24 protein-coding genes are annotated in these 25,326 nt (G+C 73.2%); 10 read left to right on the top strand and 14 right to left on the bottom strand.

Features of this window, described 5'->3' with window-relative positions; translation table 11 throughout:
• Window position 1: 1 nt before the first annotated feature.
• The 4 genes from ABZ887_RS02315 to ABZ887_RS02330 are packed head-to-tail and all read right to left on the bottom strand — an operon-like array spanning window position 2 to window position 2,484.
• Entirely contained in the window at window positions 2-925 is a 924-nt protein-coding gene (locus ABZ887_RS02315) for a phosphotriesterase (protein WP_361281985.1), read from the bottom strand.
• The gene (locus tag ABZ887_RS02320; protein ID WP_361281987.1) at window positions 919-1,503 is read right to left on the bottom strand and encodes a DUF4865 family protein; all 585 of its coding nucleotides are present in this window, start codon (window positions 1,501-1,503) and stop codon (window positions 919-921) included. Before ABZ887_RS02320 ends, ABZ887_RS02315 begins: the two co-directional genes overlap by 7 nt.
• 16 nt (window positions 1,504-1,519) lie before the next feature.
• Window positions 1,520-1,909, bottom strand: coding sequence for a cupin domain-containing protein (locus tag ABZ887_RS02325; RefSeq protein WP_361281989.1), 390 nt, complete (start codon window positions 1,907-1,909; stop codon window positions 1,520-1,522).
• A gap of 5 nt (window positions 1,910-1,914) precedes the next feature.
• Window positions 1,915-2,484, bottom strand: coding sequence for a TetR/AcrR family transcriptional regulator (locus ABZ887_RS02330; RefSeq protein ID WP_361281991.1), 570 nt, complete (start codon window positions 2,482-2,484; stop codon window positions 1,915-1,917).
• A gap of 167 nt (window positions 2,485-2,651) precedes the next feature.
• On the opposite strand from ABZ887_RS02330, the gene ABZ887_RS02335 reads away from it, so the two are divergent.
• Window positions 2,652-2,942: an SHOCT domain-containing protein gene (locus ABZ887_RS02335; RefSeq protein ID WP_361281993.1), complete on the top strand. Its 291-nt coding sequence runs from the start codon at window positions 2,652-2,654 to the stop codon at window positions 2,940-2,942.
• A gap of 48 nt (window positions 2,943-2,990) precedes the next feature.
• Here ABZ887_RS02335 and ABZ887_RS02340 read toward each other — a convergent pair whose 3' ends face one another.
• A complete protein-coding gene (locus ABZ887_RS02340; RefSeq protein WP_361281995.1) occupies window positions 2,991-3,587 on the bottom strand; it encodes an ATP-binding protein in 597 nt (198 codons plus the stop codon).
• Between the two features lie 214 nt (window positions 3,588-3,801).
• Entirely contained in the window at window positions 3,802-4,125 is a 324-nt protein-coding gene (locus tag ABZ887_RS02345; protein WP_361281997.1) for a hypothetical protein, read from the bottom strand.
• Between the two features lie 367 nt (window positions 4,126-4,492).
• On the opposite strand from ABZ887_RS02345, the gene ABZ887_RS02350 reads away from it, so the two are divergent.
• A complete protein-coding gene (locus ABZ887_RS02350) occupies window positions 4,493-5,617 on the top strand; it encodes a PLP-dependent cysteine synthase family protein (protein ID WP_361281998.1) in 1,125 nt (374 codons plus the stop codon).
• A 4-nt stretch (window positions 5,618-5,621) separates the two neighbouring features.
• Here the strand turns inward: ABZ887_RS02350 and ABZ887_RS02355 are convergent, their stop codons facing one another.
• Together ABZ887_RS02355 and ABZ887_RS02360 are read right to left on the bottom strand one after the other, a co-directional pair.
• The gene (locus ABZ887_RS02355) at window positions 5,622-6,092 is read right to left on the bottom strand and encodes an SRPBCC family protein (protein WP_361282000.1); all 471 of its coding nucleotides are present in this window, start codon (window positions 6,090-6,092) and stop codon (window positions 5,622-5,624) included.
• 88 nt (window positions 6,093-6,180) lie between these two features.
• The gene (locus ABZ887_RS02360) at window positions 6,181-6,999 is read right to left on the bottom strand and encodes a DeoR/GlpR family DNA-binding transcription regulator (RefSeq protein ID WP_361282002.1); all 819 of its coding nucleotides are present in this window, start codon (window positions 6,997-6,999) and stop codon (window positions 6,181-6,183) included.
• A 344-nt stretch (window positions 7,000-7,343) separates the two neighbouring features.
• Here ABZ887_RS02360 and ABZ887_RS02365 point away from each other — a divergent pair, with 344 nt between their 5' ends.
• Complete coding sequence (locus tag ABZ887_RS02365) at window positions 7,344-9,635, top strand: hypothetical protein (RefSeq protein ID WP_361282432.1); 2,292 nt, start codon at window positions 7,344-7,346, stop codon at window positions 9,633-9,635.
• Here the strand turns inward: ABZ887_RS02365 and ABZ887_RS02370 are convergent, their stop codons facing one another.
• The 4 genes from ABZ887_RS02370 to ABZ887_RS02385 all read right to left on the bottom strand — a co-directional run bounded on the left by ABZ887_RS02370 (window position 9,636) and on the right by ABZ887_RS02385 (window position 14,508).
• Window positions 9,636-12,074 carry a right-handed parallel beta-helix repeat-containing protein gene (locus ABZ887_RS02370; RefSeq protein ID WP_361282004.1) on the bottom strand — a complete coding sequence of 813 codons (2,439 nt, stop codon included), beginning with the start codon at window positions 12,072-12,074 and terminating at the stop codon, window positions 9,636-9,638.
• 174 nt (window positions 12,075-12,248) lie between these two features.
• Window positions 12,249-12,854, bottom strand: a complete 606-nt coding sequence (locus ABZ887_RS02375) for a hypothetical protein (RefSeq protein WP_361282006.1) — start codon at window positions 12,852-12,854, stop codon at window positions 12,249-12,251.
• 322 nt (window positions 12,855-13,176) lie between these two features.
• Window positions 13,177-14,001 (bottom strand): MOSC N-terminal beta barrel domain-containing protein, encoded by an 825-nt coding sequence (locus ABZ887_RS02380; RefSeq protein ID WP_361282008.1) that lies wholly within the window; start codon window positions 13,999-14,001, stop codon window positions 13,177-13,179.
• 42 nt (window positions 14,002-14,043) lie between these two features.
• Window positions 14,044-14,508, bottom strand: coding sequence for a DUF6643 family protein (locus tag ABZ887_RS02385; RefSeq protein WP_361282010.1), 465 nt, complete (start codon window positions 14,506-14,508; stop codon window positions 14,044-14,046).
• 279 nt (window positions 14,509-14,787) lie between these two features.
• Here ABZ887_RS02385 and ABZ887_RS02390 point away from each other — a divergent pair, with 279 nt between their 5' ends.
• Entirely contained in the window at window positions 14,788-16,167 is a 1,380-nt protein-coding gene (locus ABZ887_RS02390) for a TerD family protein (protein ID WP_361282434.1), read from the top strand.
• Between the two features lie 12 nt (window positions 16,168-16,179).
• On the opposite strand, the gene ABZ887_RS02395 is transcribed toward ABZ887_RS02390, so the two are convergent.
• Entirely contained in the window at window positions 16,180-17,373 is a 1,194-nt protein-coding gene (locus ABZ887_RS02395; RefSeq protein ID WP_361282012.1) for a glycosyltransferase, read from the bottom strand.
• A 39-nt stretch (window positions 17,374-17,412) separates the two neighbouring features.
• On the opposite strand from ABZ887_RS02395, the gene ABZ887_RS02400 reads away from it, so the two are divergent.
• A complete protein-coding gene (locus tag ABZ887_RS02400) occupies window positions 17,413-18,204 on the top strand; it encodes an aspartate/glutamate racemase family protein (RefSeq protein ID WP_361282014.1) in 792 nt (263 codons plus the stop codon).
• 89 nt (window positions 18,205-18,293) lie between these two features.
• Complete coding sequence (locus ABZ887_RS02405; RefSeq protein ID WP_361282016.1) at window positions 18,294-18,851, top strand: hypothetical protein; 558 nt, start codon at window positions 18,294-18,296, stop codon at window positions 18,849-18,851.
• A gap of 147 nt (window positions 18,852-18,998) precedes the next feature.
• Here the strand turns inward: ABZ887_RS02405 and ABZ887_RS02410 are convergent, their stop codons facing one another.
• Entirely contained in the window at window positions 18,999-20,036 is a 1,038-nt protein-coding gene (locus ABZ887_RS02410; protein WP_361282018.1) for an O-antigen ligase family protein, read from the bottom strand.
• Between the two features lie 184 nt (window positions 20,037-20,220).
• Here ABZ887_RS02410 and lnt point away from each other — a divergent pair, with 184 nt between their 5' ends.
• From lnt to ABZ887_RS02430, 4 genes are all read left to right on the top strand, one after another.
• Window positions 20,221-21,828, top strand: a complete 1,608-nt coding sequence (gene lnt / locus ABZ887_RS02415; RefSeq protein WP_361282020.1) for an apolipoprotein N-acyltransferase — start codon at window positions 20,221-20,223, stop codon at window positions 21,826-21,828.
• Between the two features lie 67 nt (window positions 21,829-21,895).
• Window positions 21,896-22,375, top strand: coding sequence for an NUDIX domain-containing protein (locus tag ABZ887_RS02420; protein ID WP_361282022.1), 480 nt, complete (start codon window positions 21,896-21,898; stop codon window positions 22,373-22,375).
• Window positions 22,376-22,429: 54 nt separating this feature from the next.
• Complete coding sequence (locus ABZ887_RS02425) at window positions 22,430-23,236, top strand: 3-hydroxybutyrate dehydrogenase (protein WP_361282024.1); 807 nt, start codon at window positions 22,430-22,432, stop codon at window positions 23,234-23,236.
• A 99-nt stretch (window positions 23,237-23,335) separates the two neighbouring features.
• Window positions 23,336-25,315, top strand: coding sequence for a GAF domain-containing protein (locus ABZ887_RS02430; RefSeq protein ID WP_361282026.1), 1,980 nt, complete (start codon window positions 23,336-23,338; stop codon window positions 25,313-25,315).
• Window positions 25,316-25,326: the final 11 nt, after the last annotated feature.

A 25,326-nucleotide genomic window follows, 5' to 3' on the forward strand; every position in this document is an offset into this window, starting at 1 on the left:
ATCAGCGCCAGTCGACGGCGAAGGCCCGGGCCGGGTTGCCGGTGAGGATGCGGTCGACGTGCTCCGCACCCAGCTCGGCCGCCAGCCGCGGCCGCACCCGCCGCAGCAGGTACGGCATCCCGGGCCCGCCGTCCACCGACCGCGCCCCCGCCACCACGGTGTCCCCGCCGAGCAGCAACCGGTCCCCGAACCCGGCCTCGGCCAGGGCCCGTACGGCCTCGGGCATCCGCCAGTCGGTGGCGTGGTTGGCCCGGGACGGCCCGTCGAAGGCCAGCCAGCAGCCGGAGGCGGCGGCCTGCCGATGGACGGCGAGGTCGGGGGAGCGGTTGAGATGGCCGAGGATCACCCGGTCGCCGGGGACGCCCAACTCGCCGCAGAGCAGGTCGAGTACGTCGAGCGCGCCGGTGCCCAGCTCCAGGTGGACGGCGATCGGCGCGCCCGTCGCGTGGTGGGCCTCGGCCGCCGCCGCCATCGTCCAGCGGGCGTGCGCGTCGAGGTGGTGGAAGCCGCCCGCCACCTTGACCAGACCGGCGCGCACCCCGGACGTGCCGATGCCCTCGGTCAGTTCGGCGACGAAGACCTCGGCGAGCCGCCCGCGCAGCCCGTCGAGCGACTCCGGGGCGTAGTGCGCCGCCTGGTGCAGTCCCGTCGCGCAGACCACGTGCACACCGGCGGCCCGGGACAGCAGCGGCAGATCGGCGGCCCGCCGTCCCATCCCGTACGGCGTCCACTGCACGACGGCCGCCCCGCCCGCGGCCCGGAACGCCGCCAGTTCGGCCCGGGCGGCACTCGCGTCGTTCAGTTCCTGCCCCGGCAGCCGGGGACTGCGGAGGAAGAGGTGGTCGTGCGCGTCACAGACACCCAGGTCCGCGGGCCGGATGTCACCGAGGACCGTACGGACGCCGGGCGCCCCTGCGCTCACCACTGCCGCCCGCGCGGGAGCGCCCCGCGCCCCGGCTCCGACAGGTGCAGCACCTGGAAGACATCCCCCTCGGCCTTGGGTGCGTCGTGTTCCCAGAGCGAGAAGTGGACCAGTTCCCAGGCGTCCGTGTCCACGGCGGACGCGGCCAGCACGGCACCGTCCGCGGTGGCCAGCCGCCCGGTGTCGGCCGCCGCGTCCGCCATGAAGGCGGCCAGCTCGACACCCTCCGGCACCGGTTGCCGCCGGCGCACCGCGAACGCGGCAGGGGAGCCGGCCGCGGTGCCCTCCTCGAAGGCCAGGCCCGTCCACTGCCGTGTCCGCGGCCGCCCGAAGTCGTCGACCGGCCCCTGGAAGGCGCCTCCCCAGAGGAACGCGTTCATGCCTGCCAGGGTGTTCCAGAGGTAGAACGGCCCGTACTGGTTCACCGGCGAGCCGTGCAGGCCCCGTTCGCGCATGAGGTAGGACTTGACGCCCAGGCCCTCCCAGTCGTCCAGCAGATGCCCGACGCGGGCGACGCGGGCGCGGATGACATCCATGTCGTAGTCCGCGGGCAAGGTGAACTCGTACTGCATGGCGTGCATGGCGCCAGGTCCCCTCTCAGGCCGGGTAGTCGGTCACGTGCTCATGCCACTCGCTGGTCGTGCCGTCCTCGGCGGCCTCCACGACCGCGAGATGTGTCATGAAGCTGCGCGGCGCGGCACCGTGCCAGTGCCATTCGCCCGGCTCGATCCACACCGTGTCACCCGCTCGGATCACCTCCGCCTCGCCGCCTCTGCGCCGTACCAGCCCCTCGCCCTCCAGGACGTGCAGCACCTGGCCGTGCGGATGCCGGTGCCAGGCGGTGTGGGCGCCGGGCGCGAAGTGGACGCTGAACATGCGCAGCCGGGACGGTGCGGCGGGCGCGGCGATCTCGTCCAGCCACACCGTGCCGGTGAAGTTCTCCGCCGGGCCCCGCAGGGTGTCCGGGCGTCTCCTGGTGATGTGCACGTACGTCAACTCCTCAGCAGGGACAGCAGTCCGCGCACGCCGGCGTCGAACGCGGCCGGGGAACCGGACGCCCGGGCGAGCACATAGCCGCCCTGGACGGTCGCGAGCACGGTCGCGGCGATCTCCTCGCCGTCCACCCGGGGCCCGAACTCCCCCTGCTCCTTGCCCTCCTCGACGATCCCGGCGATCAGTTCCAGGATCCGGTCGAGCGTCTCGTCCACCGGCGCGCGCAGGTCGTCGTTGGCGATGATGTCCGGGTCCATCGTCAGCCGGCCGACCGGGCAGCCGCGCAGGACGTCGCGCTCGCGCCGCAGATACGCCTCGATCCGCTCGTACGGCGTGCCGGGCCCGGTGAGCACGGCCTCGGCGGTGACCCGCAGTTCCTCGGCGGTCCGCCGGATCGCGGTCAGCGCCAGCTCCTGCTTGCCCGTGAAGTGGTGGTACATGCTGCCCTGGCCGGCGCCCGCGCGCTCCAGGATGGCCTTGGGGCTGGTGCCGACGTAACCGCGCTCCCACAGCAGCTCACGGGTGGACTCGATCAACCGCTCCGACGTGCTCATGGAACGACTGTACATACTAGTAGTTACAGAACGCCAGTCCTTTCGGGCTTTCGGGAGCACGTCGACCGCCGCCGTGTACTCCCCGGGAGGTACGGCCACTGCCGTCGGCCGCACGACGACCCGGACCCCTCCCGGCGGTCAGTCTCGATGCATCACAACGAGACCCTGGGAGTTGAACCGACATGCAGACCCTGGCGAACTGGGGCGGCGGGCCCGGCCCGTGGATCCTGTTCTTCCCGCTGATCTGGGCGGCCGTCGTACTCGGCGTCGGCACGTTCCTGCGCCGCACCGCATGGCGCGGGCGCGGCGGACCCTGGCGTCCGGCGGACGCGGGGCGTCCGGCCGGCGACTCACCGCTGGCGGTCCTCGGCCGTCGCTTCGCCACCGGCGAGATCGACGAGGACGAGTACTGGCGCAGGCTGTCCGTCCTGGAGGAGCACTTCGGCCGCATCGGCAAGGGTGGTGCGGCATGAAGCACTAGTGCCGGAGGGCAGACTCGGCGAGGAGACTCACCGCCCGCCTCAACTGGCCACAGCCGAGCGGGCGGGAGCGTGTGCGGCACCGGGGACGGCGGCGGTCGCGTGCGCGGTGGCCGGGGCGCCGGAGGCTGCATGTGCGGGCGTGGGCGCGCCGGCGGACGCGGGTTCCGGTTCGGCGATCAGGCGGGAGGTCGGTTCGGCGACCCGGCGCTGCGGGCGGGCCGTCTTCGGTGTGGCCGTCGGCGCGGGCAGGGTGAACCACACGACCTTGCCGTCGTCGTGCGGCCGCACTCCCCAGCTCTCGCTGACCGCGGCCACCATCGCGAGCCCCCGGCCGCAGGTGGCCATCGGCGCGATCTCCGTGCCGTCCTCGACCACCGGCAGGCGCGGATCGTGGTCGCGTACCGACACCGTGAGGCGGTCGAGCTGGAGCTCTATCTCCACGGTGCAGTTCTTGTCGGGCTGGGCGTGCCGGTGGACGTTGGTGAGCAACTCCGTCACACCGAGCGCCGCCCGGTCGATCAACGGGTCGAGATGCCAGTAGCGCAACTGCGCAGATACGATTCTGCGGACCTGGCCGATCCGCGAGGGCAATGCCTGGAGCTCCACCGAGCAGTGTCTGCTTGGGTGTTTGATCACGGCTGCGACTCCCCGACGTGAGGTCCGGAAGAACACGGAGAACGGATCCAGCAGGGTGCCGCCGTCCACGGGGCCGCCTGCTGTCGTGGCCGGCGGGCTGGTTCGCAGCGTTATCGCCGGTAAACCCAGAGTGACGTGAGACAAGCGTGACCCAGTGCGTACGGTCCCGCAACTCGCCGTGGCCCGGCGGTCACGCCCCGCAGGTCCGGGCGGCTCAGCGGCCTCGCCCGGCGGCCCGCTGCACCGCCTCGATGAAGCGGCGCGCCGCCGGCGGTCCGGGCTCGCCCGGTGCCGGATCGTGGTCACCCAGGGTGAGTGAGTAGCGCTGGCCGTTGAGGTCGGCCAAGGCCCGGTCCTCCGACGCGAACCAGGGCTTCGAGGCCCGTACCGCCTGCACGGGTGCGCTGTCGATCTCGCTGCCGTAGCTCGTCAGCAGCTGCAGCCTGCCGTCCCTTATCCGGACCTGACCGGCCCGGGTGAGCGAACGCAGCCGCTTGTCGATCCGCACGCCCGTCGCCGTGAACTCCGGCTCCGCCATCCTGCCCCGCCCCTTTTCGAGTACCTCGGGCACCGGTCCGGAAGCTTGTGGCCCCGGCCGGCGCGCTCCGGCTCGTGTCGTGCTCCAGTGTGCGCCCCCGTTCGAGACGTTCGTCCCGTCCGGTGGCAGTCTGCCCGCCCTCGGCGCGGAGCACCAGTACGCACGGACCGCCGGTCGGGGGGCGCTCGGAGCACTCGCCGCAATGCGCCCCGAAGTGTTCGCGCCACTGTTCGGCGCCGTTCCCCAGGGGTGCCTTTGAGACGCTCAAAGATGCGTTTATGCAGGTGAGAAGCGTGCGGAAGGTGTTTATGATCGGTGCGTCGGCCGCGTTCGGACGCCGCCGGCGCGAAGCGTAAGGAGTCCCGCCGTGAGCACCACCCCGCAGATCCGGACCGGCGCCACCCTCGACGTCGACCACAGCGACACCGCCTACCGCGACTGGCTCAAAGAAGCCGTCGGGAAGGTCCAGGCGGACGCCCACCGCTCGGCGGACACCCACCTGCTGCGCTTCCCGCTGCCCGAGGCCTGGGGCATCGACCTCTACCTCAAGGACGAGTCGACACATCCGACCGGAAGCCTCAAGCACCGGCTGGCCCGCTCACTCTTCCTCTACGGCCTGTGCAATGGCTGGATCCGGCCCGAGCGCCCGGTGATCGAGGCGTCCAGCGGCTCGACGGCCGTCTCCGAGGCGTACTTCGCCAAGCTGATCGGCGTGCCGTTCATCGCCGTCATGCCGCGCACGACGAGCGCCGAGAAGTGCCGCCTCATCGAATTCCACGGCGGGCAGTGCCACTTCGTCGACGACTCCCGGAAAATGTACGAGGAGTCCGCGCGTCTCGCGGTGGAGACCGGCGGTCACTACATGGACCAGTTCACCTACGCCGAACGGGCCACGGACTGGCGCGGCAACAACAACATCGCCGAATCCATCTTCCGCCAGCTGGAGTTGGAGCGGTTCCCGGAACCGGCCTGGATCGTCGCCACGGCAGGGACCGGCGGTACGTCCGCGACGCTCGCGCGCTACGTGCACTACACCCAGCGCGACACCCGGATCTGTGTCGCCGACCCCGAGAACTCCTGCTTCTTCGAGGGCTGGACCACCGGCGATCCGGACGTCACGTGCGACTGCGGGTCCCGGATCGAGGGCATCGGGCGGCCGCGGATGGAGCCGAGCTTCGTGCCCGGGGCCGTCGACCGCATGATGAAGGTGCCGGACGCGGCGAGCGTGGCCGCGGTGCGGGCGCTGGAACGGGCGATCGGGCGGAAGGCCGGAGGGTCCACCGGGACCGGACTGTGGAGCGCCCTGAAGATCGTCTCCGAGATGGTCGCCGAGGGACGGCGGGGGAGCGTGGTGACCCTGCTGTGCGACCCCGGCGACCGCTACCTCGACAAGTACTACTCGGACACCTGGCTCACCGGGCAGGGCCTGGACATCGCGCCGTACACCGCGGCGATCGAGTCACTGCTGGAGACGGGGGTCTGGCGCGGCTGAGGCGCTACCGCGACAGGCGGCGGTCCAGTTCGGTGACCGCGCCCCGGAAGGCCCTGCCCAACCCCGCGCGTGCCACCTTCACGGCCAGACGGAACGGCGCCGTGCCGTCCACGGCGAAGGTCCACTGCACGCGGGTGCCGCCGCCGGACGGCACGAGCCGCCACTCCTCGGCGATGGCGTGCGCGCCGGGCGCGTTGGTCAGGTCGACCCGGTAGGCGTACACCTCGGGCTCCTTGGCCGCGATGATCGTCTCCCGGAAACGCCCGCCGCCCTTGAGGCGGATGTCGCGCCCGGCGCCGTCGTCGACCAACTCGGCGCGGGTCACCGCGGCGAACCACTCCGCCCAGCCGGGTACGTCGTCGTTGAGCGCGTGGAAGACCCGCTCGGGCGGCGCGGACATCTCCCTCGCGAAGACCAGACGTACGGGCGCGGTCTCGACGAAGTCGAGCCCCACGGGGCGCAGACGGCGCGTCATGGACGAGAACCCCCTTGGCCGAGAAGGTGGTCGGCCGGCTCCGCCACGATAACTGGCGGTCCGTCAGATGTCTGTACCGCCGTCGCGATCAGACCTCCGGCTCGCCCGCCACCACCAGCCGGCGCAGATGCTCCGAGATCTCCGCACGGGCCGCGGCCGGCAGGCCGGCGTCCGTGACCAGCGTGTCGACCTGCTCCAGCTTGGCGAAGGAACTCAGGCCCACCGTGCCCCACTTGGTGTGGTCGGCGACCACCACGACCCGCCGGGCCGACTGCACCAGGCGGCGGTTGGTCTCCGCCTCCGCGAGGTTCGGGGTGGACAGGCCGGCCTCGACCGATATGCCGTGCACGCCGAGGAAGAGCAGGTCGAAGTGGAGCGCCGCGATCGCCTGGTCGGCCACCGGGCCCACGAGGGAGTCGGACGGGGTGCGCACCCCACCGGTCAGCACCACCGTGGCCGCGCCCTGGCGCTGCCCGGAGACACGCTGCGCCGCGTGGAAGACGTCCGCGACCCGCACCGAGTTCGTCACCACGGTCAGGTCGGGGACCTCCAGGAGATGATGGGCCAGCGCGTACGTCGTCGTACCGCCGGACAGCGCTATCGCCGTACCCGGTACGACGAGTTCGGCGGCGGCCCGCGCGATGTCCTCCTTGGCGGTCAGCTCCAGCCCCGACTTGGCCTCGAACCCCGGCTCGTGCGTGCTCGCCTCGACCACCGGCACCGCGCCGCCGTGCACCTTCTCCAGCACGCCCTGCCGGGCCAGCGCGTCCAGGTCCCGGCGTACGGTCATGTCCGACACGCCGAGCTTGCGGGTCAGCTCGTTGACCCGTACGCCGCCCCGGCGCCGGACCTCGTCCAGGATCAGGGCGCGGCGCTGCTCCGCGAGGAGGTTCTGGTTCTCGCTCACGTACGCTCCGGTCCTCTCGCCTCAAGCCGTCCGACACGCCCTGCGTACCAGCCCCGACCAGGACATTCCATCCGGCTTCGGTGCGCGGGCGCCCCATCCTTTCACGGGACCACACAGGTTGCGCCACTCCCTGTGTCGGTGCACACACGTCATTTGGTCACCGCGTGTTGCACTGGGTTTCACACACAACGGGGAGATTCGGTGGCGAGTGGTGTGCGTCACATCGGAATCGGCGATCCTGGAACCCGCACGGACACAGACCATCGGCGCGTCACGGGGGAAGTGCGAGAAGAGTGGAACGCGCGCAGGAACGCACCGCCGGCGGTCCCGCCGACCGCACCACGATCGCGAAGCCGGACCCGGCCGAGCGGCCCGCCGCACCGGAGATCGACCTGGAGCTCCTGGTCCACGGCGTCGGCGGCACCACGCCCGGGAAGATGCTCGACGATCCGCGCACGGTCCGGATCACCGGCGACGACACCGCGGCCGTCTTCCGGCGCGCCGAGGACGTCGACGCCGAGTCCCGGCCCGGCGACTACCGCGACCGGCCGGTGCCCGAGGCGTACGTCTGGTGCAACCTCACCTCCGGCAACGCCTCCCGCGCGCTGTGGCTGCTGCTCCTCCCGTTCATGGTGGTCAACCTCGCCCACTGGATGCGCCCCGCCGCCCGGGACCGGCCGCGCACCGTCCGCTGCTACGGCCTGCTGGTCCGGCTCGCCGGGCTCACCCTCACGGTGCTGCTGGTCGCCGCCGCCTGCGAGGTCGCCCTGGACCTCGCCGCCTGGCAGTGCGCGGGCGTCACCGCCTGCGCCGGCCGGCACTCCTGGCTCGGGTTCCTGTCACCCAGCGGCCCCGACGGCGGCTGGTGGAGCGCACCCGGACGCCGGCTCGCGCTGGCCGCCCTGGTGCCCACCGCCCTGACCGGCCTGCTCTGGTACCTCTCGCACCGGACCTGGAGCGCCTACGAGTCCACCAGGCCGCCGGACCTCGACCCCGAGCCCGGCCACACCGCCCTCGGCAGCCCCGGCTTCTGGTACGGGCGCCGGCTGGTCGCCCGGCTGCGCGCCGCCCACACCGCGGCGGGCCTGCTCACCGTCGCCGCCGCGGTCCTCGCACCGGCGGCCTCCTTCGACCGCAGACGGGGCGGAGCCGCCGTACTGGACACGATCGGGTGGCTGCTGACCGGTGCGCTGACCGCCGGGGCCCTCGCCGCGGTGTGGGTGGTCTGCCGCCGGGGCCGCAGCGAGAACCGCCTCGACCGGGCACTCGACCGGCGTCTCGTACGACGCCTGCCGCTCGGCGCGCTGGCCCTGCTGCTGCTCGCGGTGGTGTACGCCGGCTGGTCCCGCCCGGGATGGCACTCCGCGGGCCGGCTCGCCGGGGACACCACCTTCGGCGGTCTGGCGCTGGCCCAGGGCGTGTTGGTGATCGTCCTCGCTGCGGTCGCCCACGACCTGCACCGCCGGCAGCCCGATCCGCGCGCCGCGATCCGCGGCCTCGGCGGACCCGCGGTCGCGCTGCTCGCCTGCGCGCTGGGCGGGGTGATCTCGGGCGGGGTCGCCCAGCGCGTCTCCGACTGGCTGGACGGCACCGGCACGTCCATCGCCGGACCCCCGGTACTGCTGACCTGGCAGGCGTCGGTGATCCCGCCGGTTCTCGTCGTACTGCTCGCCGCGGTCGCCTGGCTGTCCTGGCACACCTCGCGGCTCAGCCGCGCGGAACGCACCGCCGTCGCCCTCGGCCACCCCGGCGAGCCGGAGGACGCGGCCCGCAGCCGCCGTATCGCCCGGGTCCGGGCCATGGCCGTCCTCACCGACCGGGCGCCGCTGGTCGTCACCGTGCTGGGCGCCGCCACGCTGGTGCTGGGCGCCGGGGCGCTGGCGGGCGCGCTGGCCACCGGGGAGACCCCGGACGCGGCGGCAGAGCGGACCCAGGCCCTGGTGCACGGCGCGGCCGAGACCTCCCAGGCGCTCGGATCCTGGCTGGTCGGGCTCGGCTTCATACTCTTCGTCACCTGGGGCCGGCGCGCCTACAAGGACGCCGCCGCGCGGCGCACCATCGGCATCCTCTGGGACGTCGGCACCTTCTGGCCGCGCGCCGCCCACCCCTTCGCCCCGCCCTGCTACGCCGAGCGCGCGGTCCCCGACCTGACCTGGCGGATGGACACCTGGACCCGCCGCACCGGCGGCCGGCTGGTCATCTCCGGCCACTCCCAGGGCAGCGTCCTCGCGGCCGCCGCGGCCTGGCAGCTGACCCCGGCGGTCCGCAAACGGGTCGCCCTGCTGACGTACGGCTCCCCGCTGGAACGGCTGTACGGCCGCTGGTTCCCGGCCCACTTCGGCCCCGCCGAACTCGGCTCCCTGCACCGCGACGTCGCCTGCTGGCGCAACCTCTACCGCCTCACCGACCCCATCGGCGGCCCCGTACGGATCACCGGCGGCGACGGCCCGCAGGTCGACCACACGCCCCTGAAGGACCCGCTCGCCTACGGGCGCACCGCGGGACACCCGCTCCCCGCGCCGATCCTGGGCCACTCCGACTACCAGGCGGACCCGGTCTTCGCCGTGGAACGGGAGCGGCTGCTGGCCCGGCTGCGCCCGGAGCTGCCCGGGCAGCGGCCGCAACCGGGCGGCTGATCAGCCGACTTCGGGGAGGTCCGCCGCGTACAGCAGTGTCAGGTCGTCGGTGGTCGGGTCGGCGAACTGGGCGACCCGGCTCGCGTGCCGCTCCACCATCGCCTCGAACGTCTGGCGGGCGGTACGGCCGTTGCCGAACGCGGGGCCCTTCGGGAGCACCGTGAAGTACGTCAGCAGCGCCTCGGACGTGCCGGGCGCCAGCCGGTACTCGTGCTCGTCGGCCTGCTGCTCCACGATCCGCAGCAGCTCGTCCGGGCCGTAGTCGCTGAAGGTGATGGTCCGGGAGAAACGCGACGCCACCCCGGGGTTGACCGAAAGGAAGCGCTCCATCTCCTCCGTGTAGCCCGCGACGATCACCACCACCGCGTCCCGTTGGTCCTCCATCAGCTTCACCAGCGTGTCGATGGCCTCCTTGCCGAAGTCCCGCCCGGCGTCCTCCGGCGACAGCGCGTACGCCTCGTCGATGAACAGCACCCCGCCGTGCGCCCGCTGGAAGGCCTCCTGGGTGCGGATCGCCGTGGAACCGATGTGCTCGCCGACCAGGTCGACCCGGGACACCTCGACCAGATGGCCCTTCTCCAGCACCCCGAGCGAGGCGAGGATCTCGCCGTAGAGCCGGGCGACCGTGGTCTTGCCGGTGCCGGGGGAGCCCGTGAACACCAGGTGCCGCTTGACGGAGGCGGCCTTCAGGCCGGCCTGCTGGCGGCGCCGGCCGACCTCGATCATGTCGGTCAGCGCACGCACCTCGCGCTTGACGCTGTCCAGGCCGACCAGTGCGTCGAGCTCGCCGAGCACGGCCTTCGAGGTCCGTACCGGCTCCTCGGGCGTGACGGGAGCGAGGAGGGGCTCCTGCTCGGTGCTGCGCTGGCCGGGGATCGCGCCGAGCAGGCCGGGGGACTGGTACGAGGTCTGTACGGCCGTCTCGCGCGCCTCGGGCGTCCGCAGGCTGCTGCTCTCGTCGCTGGTGCAGTCCTCCACCACCGGGCCGGTGCCCGAGCCCGTGTCCGGACCGCCGTCCGCGAACTCGTAGCCCCCGCGCGCGCACCGCTCCGTGCGGCACTTGCGCAGTGTCGTGCGGCAGCCGTCGATCACGTGGAAGCCGTAGCCGCCGCTGCCGGTGACCCGGCAGTTCTGGAAGGTGCCGCGGCCGCCCGCCGACACGTAGAAGCCCGCCTCGGCCGGGGAGTCGACCATGCAGCGCTCGATGGTGGGGTCGGCGCCCTTGGTGACGATCACACCGGTCTGGGTGCCGTCGACCGTGCAGTTGTTGAGGGTGCCGCCGCTGCCGTGGTCGCGGAACCAGGCGCCGGTGGCCGCGTCCCGGATCCGGCAGTCGTCGAGCTGCGCGGTGGCGCCGTCGCTCACCGACACGGCCGTGTTGCGCACCTGGGAGAGGTCGCTGTCGACGACGTCCGCGCGGGAGCCGCGGTCCAGCACGAACAGGGCGTCCGGCACGTCGTGCACCCGGCAGGAGTCCAGGACCACGGTGGCGCCGTCGCTGACCCACACCGCCGGATAGTCGCCCGTGCTGTCGAAGATCTCGCACTGGTTGGCGTCCACCCGGGTGCCCGGGTCCCACACCGACAGCCCGTTGCGCCCGAACTGACGCACGGTCGTCCGCGTCAGCGTCAGCACCGAACGCGAGCGCAGGTCGACCGCGTTCTCCGGGATGTCGTGGATACGGCAGTCCGCGAGGGTCAGCACCGCGTCGGTGTCCAGCGTGATCCCGTCGGCGGTGGTGCGGTGCACGTCGCAGTCGGTGAGGTGCGCCGTCGCCCGTGAGGTGACCTGCACGCCGGAGCCGCGGACCTCGTAGATCTCGCAACCCACCGCTTCCAGCGCGGAGTTCTCCCCGGTCGCCGTCATGCCCGTGCCGGAGGCGTGGTGCACCCGGCAGCGGTCGAGACGCGGGTGGCCGCCGCCGCGCACCGCCACGCCCGCCTGTCCGGCCGCCACGACCTCGCACTCCTCGAACACCCCGCCGCCGCCGTCGAGTACGGCGATGCCGATGCCCGCGGGGTTGTCCACGGTGCACCGGCGTACGGTCGGCCGGGCTCCGCCGCGCACCTCGATCCCGGCGGCGGACCGGGTGACGATCCGCACGTCCAGCAGCTCGGGAGTGCCCTCCTCGACCAGAAGCGCGGGCGCGGCCGCGTCCTGGCCCTCGACGTGCAGGTCCTGGACGACCGCCGAGGCGCGCACGGTCAGCGGGACCCCGTCCACGGGGGCGATGCGCACCGAGCCGGGCGAGCCCTCCGGCCCGCGCAGCGTCACCGCGCGCTGGACGACGAGGTTCTCCCGGTAGGTGCCGGGCGCGACCGTGAGGACGTCGCCGTCGGCGGCGGCCTCCAGGGCGGCGGCGAGCGAAGCGTACTCACCCGTGCGGCGCCGCCACCTCGATGTGCCGGTGTGCGTCACCTGGACCGTGCCCTGTGCCATGGCGTTGCTGTGCCCCCACCTCGTCGTACAGATCGCTCGCTCGCCTTCGGGGCGGTACCGCGGACGGTGCCCGGCCCCCGTGGTTCGCTCGCGCGCGGGTCGATGCCGAATGCACTTCGGCCGGTCCACCGTAGCGTGCGCCGAGGTGGTGGGTTGACCAGAGGCGGAAGGCCGTCAGCTGCCCGTGCCGGCCTTTCCCCAGTCCGGGCCCGCCCGGTCCCAGGCCTGGTCCCAACGTGCGTACCTGCGACGGACCATACGCCAGACGATCATGCGCCGGACGCTGTCGACGAGACCCGCGGTGAGCAGGGCCGCGCCGAACCCGGCCAGTACCGCGTGGGTCGTCGCCGTCACGGCGTCCAGCGGGCGGGCCGTTATGAGGCCGTGCCGGTCCGTCCAGACGTCGAAGTGGTCGCCCCTGTGCGGGGATTTGAGAGTCGTCAGGACCGAGCCGTGTCGCCGGGTGCCGTCCGGTGCGGTCCAGTCGGCGAGGACGCGGCTGCGGTTGTCGTGGGCGCTGGTGGCGTCGGGGTCGGGCTCGACCGGGGCGCTGCCCAGCTTGCGCACCACCGTGGCCATCACGAGATGCCGGTCGTGCTGCTGCTGCCGGACCGACCGCTGCAGGGTGCCCTGGGCGGCGGCGCCGACGAACGAGCCGAGCACCGGTGCGGCCACCACGATCAGCACCAGCGCCACCAGGGCCACCCAGGCCTCGACCAGGTCGGTCGCGCGGCGCAGCGGATTGCGCCGCCACCGCCACAGGCCGCGGATCGCTCGCACCGACCACCACCCCCTCCCGCTCCGTGATAACCCCCGCCCGGTCCGTTCACCCGGGACCCGGGCCGAAGAGAGAGCGAAATCACCTCGGGCCGGGACTCTCATGAACTTCTCACCGCCTCAACGACCGGGCCGCGGGCTTGGGTTCCCGCCGAGGCGGAGATCACTTGAGTTCCGGCCGCGGCCGGCTCGACTGAGAACGGCTCGGCCACGGGCGGCTCGGTCACGGGCGGATCGGCGGATGCGCCGATGAGCGGTGGGCGGATGCGCGGATCGGTGCGAGGCGTCGGCTCGGGGGCGCGGACGTCGGTCGAGGACCCGGACCTCAGTCGAGGACCCGGACCGGGTCCCCCACCCGGATCGTGCCGGGGGCGTGCGGTACCAGGTTCTGGCCGAAGACCAGCTGGTTGCCGAACCTGCGGTGCCGTGCCAGCGTCCGCAGCGGCTCCCTGCCGCGTTCGGCGGTGACCTGGTCCGTCGTGGTCACCACGCACCGCCCGCACATCTTCGCGACCCGGAACTCGACCTCGCCGATGGCGATCCGTCTCCAGCCGTCCTCGGCCCAGGCCCGCGTACCGCTCACGACCACGTTCGGCCGGAACCGGTTCATGGGCAGCGGGGCCTCGTCGGCATGCTCGCCCTGCGCGATCAGGGAGTTGAGGGCGTCCAGCGAGGCCTGCGTGGTGACCAGCAGGGGATAGCCGTCGGCGAAGCTCACGGTCTCGCCCGGCAGCGCGTGGTCCGGGTCGATCGGGCGGCGTGTCGCGGGGGCGTCCATGTGGGCGAGGCGGACATCGGCCTCCAGATACGCGCCGCACCACGCATGGGCCGCCTCCGCGGCGAGGACCGCCTCCACCTTCGTACCGAAGATGTCCACCGGCACCGTGACCCCCGGTTCCGGCACCGGCACCGTCAGGGGCGTGCGCCCGGGCGCGGACAGCCGTACGCCACCACCGGGCAGCAGCTCGGCAGCGGCGAGCGCGAGGCGCGGTTGTACACGCTGGGTGACGACCTTTCCCCCGTCGTCGATCAGAACCCAGCGTCGGTCACCGGCCAGCCCCCAGGGCTCCACGACGGCCTCCCGGGGCGAGAAGCCCCGGAGCGCCTTGACCGGGTGAACGTGAATCGACTGCAGTTCGGCCGTCCCCATGACGCCATCGTGCCAGGCCGCACGGACATCGGGGGGCGCCGATCAGTAGCCGCGGTACTGCTGCTGTTGCTGGTTGTTGTACGGGTCCTGGTACGGAGCCGCCGGCGCGGGGCGGGGAGCCGCCGGGCGCATCGCCTCGTAACCCGTGCCACCCATCATCGGACGGGGCGGCTGCGGCTGCTGCTGCGCGGGGTAGCCGCGCGGTCCCGTCGCCTGCTGGGGGATGTACGCCGTGGGCGCCTGCTGCAGCGGGGCGGGCTGCTGCATCTGCTGCGGGTAACCGTAGCCCGGGGCGGGCTGGGAGGGACCCGCCGGGAGGGCGGGCAGCGCCGACGGCAGCGCGGGCAGGTTGCTGCTGAAGCCGCTGGGCGCGTCGTAGGCGGGAGGGACCCGGATCGGGGCGATCTGCGGGGTGCCCCGTTCGGCCACGAGCGAGTCGTAGATCGGAGTGTCCGGGAAGGAGGCGGAGTAGTAGCCGCCGCCATAGGTGGAGCGGGGGGAGGTCATGGCACATAAGTTAAGCCCACGATGTGCTGGTTGGGGAGACCGATAAGAGGGTTGTTTTCCGTGTCGGCAGTGACGCCGGATCCCCAATCCGAGCGAACTCGGCAAAAAAGGACGGCAATCAGCGTTCTGATCGTGTAAAGGCCGAGTTCCGAGCCGGTTACCTGCAGTTGGCCAGGGATCTTCCTGTGCCGCTCATGGGAGATCCCTGTCCCCGGGAATAGGTTGTGAGGGTAGGGATGACCTGGGGCCGCCGGGGCGCGCCCGGGATGCCGACACATGATGGGGGCGGACATGCCAATGCCGAAAGGATCGAATACGCCGGTGCCGACCACGGCACTGCGGGTCGAATTGGGCTGGCGCTCCGGTCCGGGTGCCCCCGACGCGGACGCCTCGGCGCTGCTGCTGGTCGCCGGGAAAGTGCGCTCCGACGGTGACTTCGTCTTCTACAACCAGCCGGCGCACGCCTCAGGCGCGGTCCGGCACGAGGGCAAGCGGCGCTCCGGCGACCTGGTCACCGACACCCTTCACGTCGACCTCGCGCGCGTGGAGGCCCCGATCGAGCGGATCGTCCTCGCGGCCTCGGCCGACGGCGGAACGTTCGGGCAGGTCCCCGGCCTCTATGTCGAGGTCCGGAACGCGGCGGACGGGACCGTGGTCGCCCGGTTCGACAGTACGGGCGCCACGGTGGAGACCGCTTTCGTGCTCGGTGAGTTGTACCGCCGCCAGGGCGGCTGGAAGTTCCGGGCGGTGGGGCAGGGGTACAGCAGCGGGCTGGAAGGGCTCGCCACCGACTTCGGGATCACGGTGGACGAGCCGCAGCACCCGGTGCAGCCGCCCACGCCGCAGGTCACCCCGCCGGTCGCCGGTCCGGTCACCCCGCCGGCCCCGGTCCCGGTCCCTGGTCCCGTCACCGGTCCCCTCACCCCGCCGCGGCCCGTCACCCCGCCCTTCCCGCAGCACCCGGCGCCGACCTCCGCCGGTCTGCCCGTCCCGCCGCCTCCGCCGACAGCGCCGACCACGCCGACCGCGCCCGTACGGCTGTCCAAGGTGACGCTCACGAAGGCGGCCCCCTCCGTCTCCCTGGCCAAACAGGGCGGCACCTCGGGCGCGCTGCGGGTCAACCTCAACTGGCAGGTCCGCAAACAGCTCCCCGGCTGGGGCGGTCTGCGCGGCGGTGCGGGCGACCTCGATCTCGACCTGTGCGCCCTGTACGAGCTCGCCGACGGCCGCAAGGGCGTCGTCCAGGCGCTGGGCAACGCCTTCGGCTCCGTGAACCGGCCGCCGTACATCCACCTCGACGGCGACGACCGCACCGGCGCCGTGTCGAGCGGGGAGAACCTCACCGTCAACCTCGACCACAGGCAGGACTTCCGGCGGATCCTGATCTTCGTGACGATCTACCAGGGTGCCAGGTCCTTCGCCGACCTGCATGCCACGGTCACCCTCCAGCCCCAGCACGGCGCCCCGGTCGACTTCTCGCTGGACGAGTGCACGGTTCCCTCGACCGTGTGCGCGCTCGCCCTGCTCACCAACACCGGCGGCGACCTGGTCGTACAGCGCGAGGCGCGCTACCTCGTCCCGGAGCGCGGGGTGAGCCCGCAGCGGACCGTCGACCGTGCCTACGGCTGGGGCATGAACTGGACGCCCGGCCGCAAGTGACGCGAAAGGCGGTCAGCCTTCGTCGGCGACCGTGTCGGGACGCGCGTACGTACGGCCCTTCCAGGCCGCCCCGCGCCCCCGGTAGTGCTGCACCGCCGAGTCGACCGTCATGAGGAGGTAGAGGAACGCGGTGAACGGCAGCAGCGGGGCGAGCCACAGCGGCTGGCGGTAGTAGCGGAGCATCGGTACGTACGTCGCGGTCATCATCAGCCAGGCCGCGGCGCCGAGGAGCAGCGCCGCCGTGCCGCCGCCGGCCGCCCCCGCCAGTACCGCCGCCGGCGGCACCAGGTACACCAGCGCGAGACCGGCGACCGTACCGAGGAGCAGCAGCGGGTTGTGCCGCAGCTGCGCGTACGCGCTGCGGGAGACCATCCGCCACAGGTCGTGCAGGCGCGGATAGGGGCGCACGCTGTCCACCCGGTCGGCGAGCCCCAGCCAGATGTGCCCTCCGGAGCCCTTCACCGCCCGGGCGAGCGCCACGTCGTCGATCACGGCATGCCGGATGGCGTCCGGGATGCGCGCCCGCTCGGCCGCGTCGGCGCGCAGCAGGACGCAGCCGCCCGCCGCTGCCGCCGTGCGCGAGCCCTTCCGGCCGATCCGGCGGAACGGGTACAGCTGCGCGAAGAAGTAGACGAAGGCGGGCACCACGAGCCGTTCCCACCCACTCGCCACCCGCAGCCGGGCCATCTGCGAGACCACGTCGAAGCCCCCGGTGCCGGCGGCCGCCACCAGCAGCCGCAGGCTGTCCGGCTCGTGCGCGATGTCGGCGTCCGTCAGCAGCAGGTACTCGGGGCCACGCGCGCGTGCCAGCGCGATGCCGTGCCGTACCGCCCACAGCTTGCCCGTCCAGCCCGCCGGCGGCTCACCGGGCGAGGTCACGGTCAGCTCCAGCCCGCCGTGGCGCTCGGCCAGCTCCCGGGCCAACTCCCCGGTGCCGTCCGTACTGTCGTCGTCGACCAGGAACACCTCCGCCCGCCCCGGATAGTCCTGCGCCAGCAGCGACGGCAGACTCAGGGGCAGCACCGCGGCCTCGTCCCGGGCCGGGACCACCACACACACGTCCGGCCACTCGGCGGGCTCGCGCCGGGGCGGCAGCCGGACGTCGGTGCGCCAGAAGCAGCCCTGGCAGAGCAGCAGCCACAACCAGGCGGCGAGGGACACGGCGGCGATCCATGTGAAGGCGCTCACCCGCGCAGTCTGCCCCATCGGACCTGCTCCCAACGGCCCATCGTCTATCGTGGCCGGGTGAAGATCGCGCTCATCGACTCCGGAATCGGCCTGCTGGCGGCCACCGCAGCGGTACGGCGGCTGCGCCCCGACGCCGATCTCGTCCTCTCCTTCGACCCCGAGGGCATGCCCTGGGGACCGCGCACCCCCGAGGGCATCACCGAGCGTGCCATGGCCGTCGCCGAGGCCGCCGCCGCCCGCCGGCCCGACGCGCTGATCATCGGCTGCAACACGGCGACCGTGAACTCCCTGTCGGCACTGCGCACACGCCTGGAACCCGGCATCCCGGTCATCGGCACGGTCCCGGCGATCAAGCCGGCCGCCGCCGGCGGCGGCCCCGTCGCCATCTGGGCGACCCCCGCGACCACGGGCAGCGTCTACCAGCGGGGCCTGATCGAGGAGTTCGCCGGCGGTGTACCGGTCACCGAGGTGCCCTGCTGGGGACTGGCCGAGGCCGTGGAGCACGCCGACCAGGCCGCCGTCGACGCCGCCGTGGCCGCGGCGGCCGAGCTCACCCCCGACGACGTGACGACCGTCGTCCTGGGCTGCACCCACTACGAACTCCTGGCGGAACGTATCCGCGTCGCCGTCCAGCGCCCCGGCGCCGCGCCCCTCGCCCTGCACGGCTCCGCCGGTGCGGTGGCCGCCCAGGCACTGCGCCGGATCGGTGCGCGGCCGGCCCCCGACGCTCCGGCCACGGGGACGGTGACGGTGCTGCTCAACGGCCGGGAGGGCGAGCTGCCCGAGGCCGCGCTGAGCTACGCCGAGGCCCGCCTGCTGCGCACGGCCAGTCCTGCCGCGTCCCAGTGAACTCCCCGGGGCCCGGAATACCGCCGATGTGAGCAGTCACCCTCCGCAACGCGGTACCCGCGCAGCGAAACGTGAGTAATCTCGTAGACATGAGGGACCACCCCCGCGACCGCTCTCCGGACGAGGACGCCCCGCACCCGGATGTCTGGACCGGGCGCGCCACGAACCGGGTCCAGTGGCTGCTGGCTCTGGTCGGCGCGGCCTGCATGGCGCTCGGTATCGAACTGGCCGTGGACTCCGCCTGGAACGCGGGAATCGCCCCGCTGGTGATGTCGGTCGTGGGCTGCATCGCGGCCGGGCTGCTGGTCCTCTTCGGCACCCTCGCCTTCGTACACGTCGACCTGAGACTCGACCGGGAGTGCCTCGAAATCCGCTGCGGTCATATAGGAGTACCGCGTCGGCGTATTCCGCTCTCCCAGGTGGTCGGCGCCGACTTCTCCCCGCAGATCACCCCGCGCCACTGGGGCGGCTGGGGCTACCGCTGGCGCCCCGAGAAGGGCACGGCCGTCGTCGTCCGCCGCGGCGAGGGCATCGTGCTGCGCCTGTGGGACGGCCACACCTTCACCATCACCGTGGACAACGCCGAGTCCGCGGTACGGGTCATCAGGGAACGCCTGCGGACGATCACGCCGGGCACGGCTCACTGACGCAGGTCCCACCCGGGGCCGGCCCCTGTGGGGCCGGAGCACATGTGGCTGGAGCACATGGTGGCCGAAGCACATGGTGGCCGAAGCACATGTGGCCGAAGCACATGTGGCTGGAGCACAGGGGACCGGGCCATACACCCGTACAGCTCAACCGCCCGATGTCGCCGTCACCCCTGCCACCCAGGGGCGTGCCGTCGCCAGGCCCGCCAGCAGGCCCGCCCCCGCCGACACCGTCGTGAAGCTCAGCGCGTTGCCCACCGCGGCGATCGCGGCCAGGGCGGTGAGCGCCGCGCCCGCGGTGAGGGCGACCGGTGTGGAGCGGGGCGAACGCCACAGGGCGTAGAGGATCCAGCAGAACGCGGTGGCCAGCAGCAGACCGCCGACCAGGCCCTGTTCTGCGGCCTGCTGGAGCGGTGCGGAGTGCGGTTTGCCGTCGGGCAGCAGGGACTCGGACGCGGTGCCGCTCAGCTCGCCGAAGCGCCCCGGGCCGACGCCCAGGGCGGTGTTCCGGTGCGCGAGACGCGCGGCGTCCCGCCACAGCTGCACCCGGTGCTCGGCGAGGGGGCCCGTCAGGGTGGAGGTGAGGCCGGCCGGCAGGACGTTCGCCGCGATCGCCCAGACCGTGCCGGTCACCAGCGCGGCCGCCAGGGCCAGCCCGGCGATGCCCGGTCCCCGCCGGCGCATCCGGCCGGCGGCGAGGGAGCACAGCAGGACGACGGCGCTGGCCGCGCAGCCGGCCGTCGAGCCCACGGCCGCCCCGGCCACCGCGATGCCGGCGGCCAGCATCCGCAGTGCGAACCGCAGCGCCGGAACCGGCGTCGCCCAAGCGGCACAGCACGCGCCGCCCGTCGCGAGCACCAGCAGTGCCGCGACGGCGCCGGCATGGCCGAGCGGGGTCGTGAACTGGGGGCCCGGGGCCACCTGGGGCATTGCCACCGCGAGCGCCAGCCCCGCCAGTGCGCCCGCACACGGCGCGGCGACCGGCAGCAGCGACCCGGACATCCGGCCCGCGGCATAGCCCGCGGCCACCGCGAGCACCGCCAGCAGCACGCCCTCGGGCCGTGCGTCGCGCCCGGTCGCCGAGATCAGCGGCCACACGGCGCAGGCCCCGAGCACCACGACGCCCACCACATCAGAAACGTTTCGTCTGTCGTTGTCCGCGTGCGCCTCGGCAGCGGACGTCATCCCGGTCGACCCCACCGTCGCCCCCCGTACCCCGGTCCCCCGACCTGTGGCAGGCCCCGCCGCCCGCCTCGCACACCGTAACCGCCGATGCCCGCTTTGTGGATGACTTGCGCGGGAACGGTGGGGTTCCTGCATGCCGAGACCGTGCTGTCGGCCGCAAGGTCGACCGCCGTACACTCCCCGGGTGACCGTCACCGCAACTTCCGTGGACCAGTCGGACCAGCTCACGCCGCGTCCCGCCCCCCGCGCCCTCCGGCTGCTCCGCCACCTGGTCCCGGCCGCCGCCTCCGCCCTCAGCGGAGTGCTGCTGTACGTCAGCTTCCCGCCGCGCACCCTGTGGTGGCTGGCCCTGCCCGCCTTCGCCGGATTCGCGTGGGTGCTGCGCGGCCGCTCGTGGAAGGCGGCCCTCGGTCTCGGCTACGTCTTCGGGCTCGGCTTCCTGCTGCCGCTGCTGGTGTGGACCGGCGTCGAGGTCGGTCCCGGGCCGTGGCTCGCACTGGTGGCGATCGAGGCGATCTTCATCGCCCTGGTCGGTGTGGGGGTGGCCGCCGTCTCCAACCTCCCGGTCTGGCCGGTGTGGGCGGCCGCCATATGGATCGCGGGTGAGGCGGCACGCGCGCGTGTGCCCTTCCGCGGCTTCCCCTGGGGCAAGATCGCCTTCGGCCAGGCGGACGGCGTCTTCCTCCCGCTCGCCGCGCTGGGCGGCACCCCGGTGCTCGGTTTCGCCGTCGTCCTGTGCGGGTTCGGTCTGTACGAGGCGGGGCGGCTGGCCGTCGAGGGCCGGCGCACCCGCGAGCTCCGGCGCGGGGCGGCGGCCGCGGCCCTGCTGAGCGTGGCCGTTCCCGTGGTGGGCGCGGTCGCGGCGCGGACGCTGGTGAGCGACAAGGCCGAGAACGGCTCCGTCACCGTCGCGGTCATCCAGGGCAACGTGCCGCGCGCCGGCCTGGACTTCGCCTCGCAGCGGCAGGCGGTGCTCGACTACCACGTGAAGGAGACGCTCAAGCTGGCCGCCGACGTCAAGGCGGGCAAGGTCGCCAAGCCGGACTTCGTGCTGTGGCCGGAGAACTCCTCCGATGTCGACCCGTTCTCCGACGCCGACGCGGCCACCGTGATCGACGAGGCGGCCAAGGCGATGGGCGTGCCCATCTCCGTCGGCGGGGTCGTCGAGCGGGACGGCAAGCTGCTCAACGAGCAGATCCTGTGGGACCCGGTCAAGGGCCCGACGTCGACGTACGACAAGCGGCAGATCCAGCCCTTCGGCGAGTACCTCCCGCTGCGTGGTCTGGTCGGTGCCGTCAACAAGGACTGGACCAGCATGGTCCGCCAGGACTTCAGCCGGGGCACGAAGCCCGGTGTGTTCGACATCGACGGCACCAAGGTCGGCCTCGCGACCTGCTACGAGGCCGCCTTCGACTGGGACGTGCGGGACACCGTCACGCACGGTGCCGAGATGATCTCCGTACCGAGCAACAACGCCACCTTCGACCGCAGCGAGATGACCTACCAGCAGCTCGCCATGTCCCGGATCCGCGCGGTCGAGCACAGCCGGACCGTCACGGTGCCGGTGACCAGCGGCGTCAGCGCGATCATCATGCCGGACGGGAAGATCACCCAGAAGACCGGCATGTTCGTGCCCGCCTACCTGGTCCAGAAGGTGCCGCTGCGCACCTCCGAGACCCCCGCGACCAGGCTGGGCATCCTGCCCGAGATCGCGTTGGTGCTGGTCGCCGCGGGTGGGGTCGGCTGGGCGATCGGGGCCGGAATGCGCGGTCGGCGCGCCGGTGACGCGTAGCCGTACACCCGCTGTACGCCCCGTGCTTCCGGCCGGGTGCGCGGAGGCGGGCGGTTAGGGTCGCATCATGGCTACTCCTGACTTCATCCGCACGATCCGCGCCTCCGCGGGCCACCAGCTGCTCTGGCTGCCCGGGATCACCGCCATCGTCTTCGACGACGAGGGCAGAGTGCTCCTGGGCCGCCGCACCGACACCCGCAGGTGGTCGGTCATCGGTGGCATTCCCGAGCCGGGGGAGCAGCCCGCGGCCTGCGCCGTGCGTGAGGTCTTCGAGGAGACGGCGGTGCGCTGTGTCGCCGAGCGGGTGGTCCTCGTCCAGGCGCTGGAGCCCGTCACCTACCCGAACAGCGACGTCTGCCAGTACATGGACATCACCTTCCGCTGCCGGGCCGTCGGCGGCGAGGCCCGGGTGAACGACGACGAGTCGCTGGAAGTGGCCTGGTTCGACGTGGACGCCCTGCCGGAGCTGAACGAGTTCGGAGTGTTCCGGATCAAGCAGGCCCTGTCGGATGCACCCACATGGTTCGACCCTACGGCTTCGGGCTGAAGTATGTGTGCTGACGCTATGTGGGAGCGCGGGGAGGCCACCTAGGGTCGCCCCATGAGCTCGCCCAGCATCCGCACCGGCCCCGCCCTCGACCTGCACGGCCGCACCGCCCTGGTCACCGGCGCCGCCGGGGGCATCGGCCGCGCCTGCACCCTGCGTCTCGCGGCGGCCGGCGCCCGGGTCAGAGCCGTCGACCGGGACACCGCCGGGCTGGCCGAGCTCGTGGACGTCGCCGGGCGGGCCCTGGGGGCGGCGGGCGGCGGGGCCGTCGAGCCGTACGTCCTCGACCTCACCGACCTGGACGCGGCCGAACGCGCCGCCGCCGGCACCGACGTCCTCGTCAACAACGCGGGTCTCCAACTGGTGCGCCCCATCGAGGAGTTCCCGCCGGACGTCTTCCACACCGTACTGACCGTGATGCTGGAGGCGCCGTTCCGGCTGGTCCGGGGCGCGCTGCCGCACATGTACACGCAGGGCTGGGGCCGGATCGTGAACGTGTCCTCCGTCCACGGGCTGCGCGCCTCCGCCTACAAGTCCGCCTATGTGGCCGCCAAACACGGTCTTGAGGGCCTGTCGAAGACGGCCGCTCTGGAGGGCGCACCCCATGGGGTGACCTCGAACTGTGTGAACCCCGGCTATGTGCGCACCCCACTGGTCGAGAAACAGCTCGCCGACCAGGCCCGGGCGCACGGCATCCCCGAGGAGCGGGTGCTGTCCGAGGTGCTCCTGACCGACAGCGCCGTCAAGCGGCTCGTCGAACCGGAGGAGGTCGCCGAGGCCGTGGCCTATCTCTGCGCCCCCCAGGCATCCTTCGTCACGGGCACCTCGCTGGTGCTCGACGGCGGCTGGACGGCCCACTGACGGGACGGACCCCCACCGGCTGAAAGGGCGGGCCGCCGTCGGCCCGCGAGTTTTCCACAGGCCCGACGGGCCGGAGCGGCGATGCGGAATCCTGTGAACATGTCTCGCAATCACGTGCAGTCCGCCCGGCGGCCTGCCCCGGCTCCGGCGGCCGGTGTCCTCGACCCCGGCGCCGAAGCGCCCGGGGGCGTCGAGCCGGTGTACCTCGAACTACTGGCCAGGGGCGCCTCGGCGGAGGCGTACGAGCAGCCGGTGCTGCTCGCCCGCGCAGAGAACCGGCCGCCGGAGCGGATCGTCGCCCTGGAGCGGGCCAAGCTGCTCGCGCTGCGGGTCCGCGGCGAGCTGGAGGGCAGACGCCGACGCGAGGCCGAGCTGTCCGCCCTGTTCGAGACCGCGCACGACCTGGCGGGACTGCGGGACGTGGACGCCGTGCTCCAGGCGATCGTCCAGCGCGCCCGCTCCCTGCTCGGCACGGACGTCGCCTACCTGAGCCTCAACGACCCGGCGCGCGGCGACACCTACATGCGGGTCACCGAGGGCTCGGTCGCGGCCCGCTTCCAGCAGCTGCGGCTCGGCATGGGAGAGGGGCTCGGCGGACTCGTCGCGCAGACCGCACGGCCGTACGTCACCGACGACTACTTCAAGGACGACCGCTTCCAGCACACGCTGACCATCGACGCGGGGGTACGCGACGAGGGGCTGGTCGCCATCCTCGGCGTCCCGCTCATGCTGGGACCGCACGTCATCGGGGTGCTGTTCGCCGCGGACCGGCGGGCCCGCGTCTTCGAGCGGGAGCAGATCGCCCTGCTCGGCTCCTTCGCCGCGCTCGCCGCGGCCGCCATCGACACGGCGAACCTGCTCACCGAGACCCGTTCGGCCATGGCCGGCCTGGAGCGGGCCAACGAGATCATCAAGGACCGCAGCGCGGTCATCGAGCGTGCCTCGGACGTCCACGACCGGCTCGCCGAACTCGTGCTGCGCGGCGGCCAGGTCGGTGACGTGGCCGCCGCCGTCTCCCAGGTCCTGGGCGGCACGGTCGAGTTCACCGACACGGCCGACGCCCGGTCGCTCGCCCGGTCACTGGAGACCTCGCGCACGGAGGGTCACGCGGTACGGCACGGCGACGACTGGATCGCCGCGGTGGCCGCGGGCGGCCAGCTCCTCGGCGCGCTGGTGCTGCGCGGCCATCCCGGCCTCGACCCCGTCGACCAGCGCACCCTGGAGCGTGCCGCGATGGTCACCTCACTGCTCCTGCTGGCCCGCCGCTCCGCCGCCGAGGCCGAACAGCGGGTGCGTGGCGAGCTGCTGGACGACCTCCTCGACGCCCGCGACCGCGAACCGCGCCAACTGCGCGACCGTGCCGCCCGGTTGCGCGCCGACCTCGACGCCCCCCAGGTCGTGCTGGCCGCCCGCCTGGACGGCCCGGCCGCGGACGCCGAGGAAACGGCGGCAGCGCGCCGCCGGCTGTGGTCGGCAGCCTCCCACCTCGCCACCACCCGGCACGGCCTGGCCGCCGCCCGCGACGGCGGCACCGTCCTGCTGCTGCCCCTCGGCCCCGGTGAGACCGCCACCGACCTGGCGCGGCGCACCGCCCGGCAGCTCGGCGCCGCCGTCCGGCAGCCGGTGACCGTCGGCGCCTCCGCCCCCGTCGCCGCCCTCGCCTCCCGCCCCGACACGGTGGCCGCCGCCTACGCCGAGGGCCGCCGCTGCCTCGACGCGCTGAACCTCCTCGGCCGGGGCGGCGACGGTGCCGCCGCCGAGGACTTCGGCTTCCTCGGTCTGCTCCTCGCCGGCGAACGGGACGTCACGGCGTTCGTCACGCGCACCATCGGCCCGGTCGTCGCCTACGACACGCGGCGCGGCACGGAACTGCTGCGCACCCTCGACGCGTACTTCGCCTGCGGGATGAGCCCGGCCCGCACCAAGGACGAACTCCACGTCCACGTGAACACGGTGGCCCAGCGGCTGGAACGGGTGGCCCGCCTCCTCGGCGACGACTGGCAGCGGCCGGCCCGCGCCCTGGAGATCCAACTGGCCCTGCGCCTACAGCGGTTGGGGGCGCCGCCGGAGCGCCGCTGATCCCGGGGCCG

Origin of the sequence: Streptomyces sp. NPDC047061 (assembly GCF_040643955.1) — a bacterium.
In the GTDB taxonomy this organism is placed as follows: domain Bacteria; phylum Actinomycetota; class Actinomycetes; order Streptomycetales; family Streptomycetaceae; genus Streptomyces.

Bases quoted from the DNA above. Each gene is read 5' to 3' on its own strand.
- ABZ887_RS02420 (WP_361282022.1), top strand. From the start codon at position 21,896: ATGGCTACTCCTGACTTCATCCGCACGATCCGCGCCTCCGCGGGCCAC.
- ABZ887_RS02370 (WP_361282004.1), bottom strand. From the start codon at position 12,074: ATGGCACAGGGCACGGTCCAGGTGACGCACACCGGCACATCGAGGTGG.
- ABZ887_RS02380 (WP_361282008.1), bottom strand. From the start codon at position 14,001: ATGGGGACGGCCGAACTGCAGTCGATTCACGTTCACCCGGTCAAGGCG.
- ABZ887_RS02410 (WP_361282018.1), bottom strand. From the start codon at position 20,036: ATGACGTCCGCTGCCGAGGCGCACGCGGACAACGACAGACGAAACGTT.
- ABZ887_RS02335 (WP_361281993.1), top strand. From the start codon at position 2,652: ATGCAGACCCTGGCGAACTGGGGCGGCGGGCCCGGCCCGTGGATCCTG.
- ABZ887_RS02390 (WP_361282434.1), top strand. From the start codon at position 14,788: ATGGGGGCGGACATGCCAATGCCGAAAGGATCGAATACGCCGGTGCCG.
- ABZ887_RS02385 (WP_361282010.1), bottom strand. From the start codon at position 14,508: ATGACCTCCCCCCGCTCCACCTATGGCGGCGGCTACTACTCCGCCTCC.
- ABZ887_RS02320 (WP_361281987.1), bottom strand. From the start codon at position 1,503: ATGCACGCCATGCAGTACGAGTTCACCTTGCCCGCGGACTACGACATG.
- ABZ887_RS02330 (WP_361281991.1), bottom strand. From the start codon at position 2,484: ATGTACAGTCGTTCCATGAGCACGTCGGAGCGGTTGATCGAGTCCACC.
- ABZ887_RS02425 (WP_361282024.1), top strand. From the start codon at position 22,430: ATGAGCTCGCCCAGCATCCGCACCGGCCCCGCCCTCGACCTGCACGGC.
- ABZ887_RS02430 (WP_361282026.1), top strand. From the start codon at position 23,336: ATGTCTCGCAATCACGTGCAGTCCGCCCGGCGGCCTGCCCCGGCTCCG.
- ABZ887_RS02345 (WP_361281997.1), bottom strand. From the start codon at position 4,125: ATGGCGGAGCCGGAGTTCACGGCGACGGGCGTGCGGATCGACAAGCGG.
- ABZ887_RS02405 (WP_361282016.1), top strand. From the start codon at position 18,294: ATGAGGGACCACCCCCGCGACCGCTCTCCGGACGAGGACGCCCCGCAC.
- ABZ887_RS02355 (WP_361282000.1), bottom strand. From the start codon at position 6,092: ATGACGCGCCGTCTGCGCCCCGTGGGGCTCGACTTCGTCGAGACCGCG.
- ABZ887_RS02395 (WP_361282012.1), bottom strand. From the start codon at position 17,373: ATGGGGCAGACTGCGCGGGTGAGCGCCTTCACATGGATCGCCGCCGTG.